This window comes from Streptomyces alkaliphilus (genome assembly GCF_014141535.1).
GTDB classification, from domain to species: Bacteria; Actinomycetota; Actinomycetes; order Streptomycetales; family Streptomycetaceae; genus Streptomyces; species Streptomyces alkaliphilus.
Map to the genome: position 1 here is coordinate 1 of NZ_VKHT01000708.1, position 2783 is coordinate 2783.

3 protein-coding genes are annotated in these 2783 nt (G+C 73.9%); 1 reads left to right on the plus strand and 2 read right to left on the minus strand.

The window, feature by feature from the left end:
- A partial coding sequence (locus tag FNQ90_RS18745) for a trans-sulfuration enzyme family protein (protein WP_182607437.1) occupies nt 1-1144 on the plus strand: 1144 nt, incomplete at its 5' end.
- Here the strand turns inward: FNQ90_RS18745 and FNQ90_RS18750 are convergent.
- Together FNQ90_RS18750 and FNQ90_RS18755 are read right to left on the minus strand one after the other, a co-directional pair.
- Nucleotides 1128-1754, minus strand: a complete 627-nt coding sequence (locus FNQ90_RS18750) for a GNAT family N-acetyltransferase (RefSeq protein ID WP_182607438.1) — start codon at nt 1752-1754, stop codon at nt 1128-1130. The two genes, FNQ90_RS18745 and FNQ90_RS18750, sit on opposite strands and share 17 nt — an antisense overlap.
- 419 nt (nt 1755-2173) lie before the next feature.
- A partial coding sequence (locus FNQ90_RS18755; RefSeq protein WP_182607439.1) for an SDR family oxidoreductase occupies nt 2174-2783 on the minus strand: 610 nt, incomplete at its 5' end.

A 2783-nucleotide genomic window follows, 5' to 3' on the forward strand; every position in this document is an offset into this window, starting at 1 on the left:
CCCCCGGGCCCTGGACACCGAGGCGGTCCACGCCGGTCGCGAGGACCTCACCGCGATGGGGCTGCACGCACCCCCCATCGACCTGTCCACCACCCATCCCTCCGCGGACAGCAGGGCGGAGGCGGCCCGCATCGACGCCTTCGCCGCCACCGGAGCCCGCCCCCAGGGGCCACCGGTCTACGCCCGGGTGGACAACACCACCACCGCCCGCTTCGAGGACGCCCTGGCCCGGCTGGAGGGCACCGACACCGCGGTCGCCTTCGCCAGCGGCATGGCCGCCCTCACCGCTCTCCTGCTGGCCCGGGCGGGCACCGGCGCGGGGCACGTCGTCGCGGTCCGTCCCCTGTACGGCTGCAGCGACCACCTCCTGGACGGCGTCCTGCCCGGTGTCTCCGTCACCCGGACCACTCCCGACGGCATCGCGGACGCACTCCGCCCGGACACCGGCCTGGTGCTGGTCGAGACACCCGCCAACCCCACCCTCGTCGAACTCGACATCGAGGCCGTGGCCCGGGCCTGCGGCTCGGTCCCCCTGGTGGTGGACAACACCTTCGCCACCCCGGTGCTCCAGCGCCCCGCCGCACACGGCGCGCGAGCCGTGCTGCACAGCGCCACCAAGTACCTGGGGGGACACGGGGACGTCATGGGTGGAATCATCGCCTGTGACGAGGACATCGCCTGCGACATGCGCCGCGTCCGCTTCGCCACCGGCGCGGTACTGCACCCTCTGGCGGCCTACCTCCTGCTGCGCGGTCTGGCCACGCTGCCGGTGCGGGTACGAGCGCAGTCCGCGACGGCCGCCGAACTCGCCCGCCGACTGGCCGACCACCCGGGCGTCACCCGGGTCCACCGCCCGGCGGTCGGCGGCGCGATGCTCGCCGTCGAGGTCGCCGGCGACCCGCACCGGGTGATCGCGGAGGTGGAGCTGATCACCCCGGCGGTCAGCCTGGGCGGGGTTGACACCCTCGTCCAGCACCCGGCGTCGATCAGCCATCGGGTGATCGGGGAGGAGGGACGCCGTGACGGTGGCATCGACGACCGGCTTCTGCGGATCTCCGTCGGTCTGGAGGACGTGGAGGACCTCTGGGAGGATCTCGACCGGGCGCTGCGGGCCTGCCGGGAGCCGGTCACCGACTCCCGGTGACCGGGCCGCTCAGCACCGGGGACGCGACCGGCGGCGCCAATGTGGCGCCGATCACGACGGTGCCGCCGTCACGTGCGAACTCCAGGGGCAGGCCGGTGCTCCGCATCGTCGCGGCCATGCCGGTGTCCGAGACACGTGTCACCGCGTACACCCCCGGCCGATTCAGGGCCCGGGCGCCGGCCAGCAGTTCCCCCAACACCGCCGAGCCCACCCCGCGCCGTTGCCAGGCATCCTCCACCAGGAGGGCCACCTCGGTGTCCTCTCCGTCCCACAGCAGATGTCCGAGAGCCACCACGGCTCCCTCGGTGGTGCGGGCCGCGAACGAGTGCCCGTGCCGAGGGCTGAGCAGGTGGGCGAGGTAACGGTCGGCCTCACCGATGGGGCCGTGGTAGCGCCGGGCGAGTGTCTCGGCCGAGCAGCGTTCGTGCAGGGCACGCGCCGCCGGCAGGTCCTCCGGCCCGACGGGGGCGATCGTCAGGCCGGCAGGGACCGCTCGGGGGCGCGGGGCAACCGGTGTCGTGAAGGGGTCCTCCGGCACCGGGCCCCCGGGGCCCCGGGAACCCGTCTGGTGGCCCGAACCCTCGCGCCCACCCGGGGCACCCGGCGTCACGGTCGGCCTCCTCCCGCCGGCCGGCATCCCGGGGTGTCGCGCGTCGTTGCTTCCCGCCGTACCGGCACGGTGCGCTTCGTCGCCGACGCGTTCCCCACCGAACGGGGGGAGCCGTCGTGGACGGCAGCCCCGTGCCGGGCCGCGGTCGGGGCGCCGACCGCGGAGCCATCCGCGCGGCGAGCCGTCGAAGCGGCGGGGGAACGACGAGTCAGCCATGGCATCACTCTCGTTGACCGGTGTTGCGTGATCACGAACGCCCTGTGACCGGTAGGTTAAGGAGGTAGTCGGACAAATGCCCGTTTTCTTCTCGGGTACTCGTGCCGGCGGCACATGCTTCCACCACGGACCCATGACGGCGAGGAGGGTGTGGGGGAGGGGCCCCGGGAGACGTCCGCCCCGGGGAGCGGATCCCGTCGCCCTCACAGACCGCCCGCCACCCGCAGCACGGCCCCCGTCGTGTAGGAGGCATCCGGCGACAACAACCACGCCACCGCCCCGGCCACCTCATCCGCCTCCCCCGGGCGGCCCATCGGTACCCGCTCGCGCCGGCGCCACGGCCGCTGCGGATCACCCATCGAGGCGTGGATGTCGGTGAGGATCATCCCCGGTTGCACCGAGTTGACCCGGACCCCCTCGGCCGCCAACTCCTTGGCCAAACCCACCGTCATCGCATCCACGGCAGCCTTTGCCGCCGCGTAGTGCACGTACTCACCCGGCGCCCCCAGCGTCGCCGCGCACGAGGAGATGTTCACGATGGCTCCCCCCGTTCCCCCGTGCCGCCGGGACATCGCCCGTGCCGCCCGCCGCGCACACCACAGGGCGCCCAGCACGTCGACCTCCACCACCCTGCGCACCGTCTCGGTCGAGGTGTCGGTGAACCGTCCCAACGGTCCGGTGATCCCGGCGTTGTTGACCAGGCCGGTGACGACGCCGAACTCCTCCTCGGCCGCGGCGAAGAGCTCCTCCACCTGCGCCTCGACCGCCACGTCCACCCGCACGGTCAGGGACCGTCGACCCCCGGCCCGCACC